Source organism: Pseudoalteromonas sp. S2893 (genome assembly GCF_005887105.1).
Lineage (GTDB): Bacteria > Pseudomonadota > Gammaproteobacteria > Enterobacterales > Alteromonadaceae > Pseudoalteromonas > Pseudoalteromonas atlantica.
In genome coordinates, this window is record NZ_PNCY01000092.1 from 1 (window position 1) to 231 (window position 231).

A 231-nucleotide genomic window follows, 5' to 3' on the forward strand; every position below is an offset into this window, starting at 1 on the left:
CGCGGGATGGAGCAGCCTGGTAGCTCGTCGGGCTCATAACCCGAAGGTCGTCGGTTCAAATCCGGCTCCCGCAACCAATTTTTTTAAAAGCTTGGTTACTGTAAACTCTAACTTAAGAGATTAAATTAAGTAGTCGATAGACTTAAAATATACAGGCGCGGGATGGAGCAGCCTGGTAGCTCGTCGGGCTCATAACCCGAAGGTCGTCGGTTCAAATCCGGCTCCCGCAAC

The 231-nt window shown here is 50.6% G+C and carries 2 tRNA genes; both read left to right on the plus strand.

The window, feature by feature from the left end:
- Positions 1 to 77: transfer RNA gene (locus tag CWC04_RS19275), tRNA-Met, on the plus strand.
- A gap of 79 nt (positions 78 to 156) precedes the next feature.
- Positions 157 to 230 (plus strand) — tRNA-Met (locus tag CWC04_RS19280).
- Position 231: the final 1 nt, after the last annotated feature.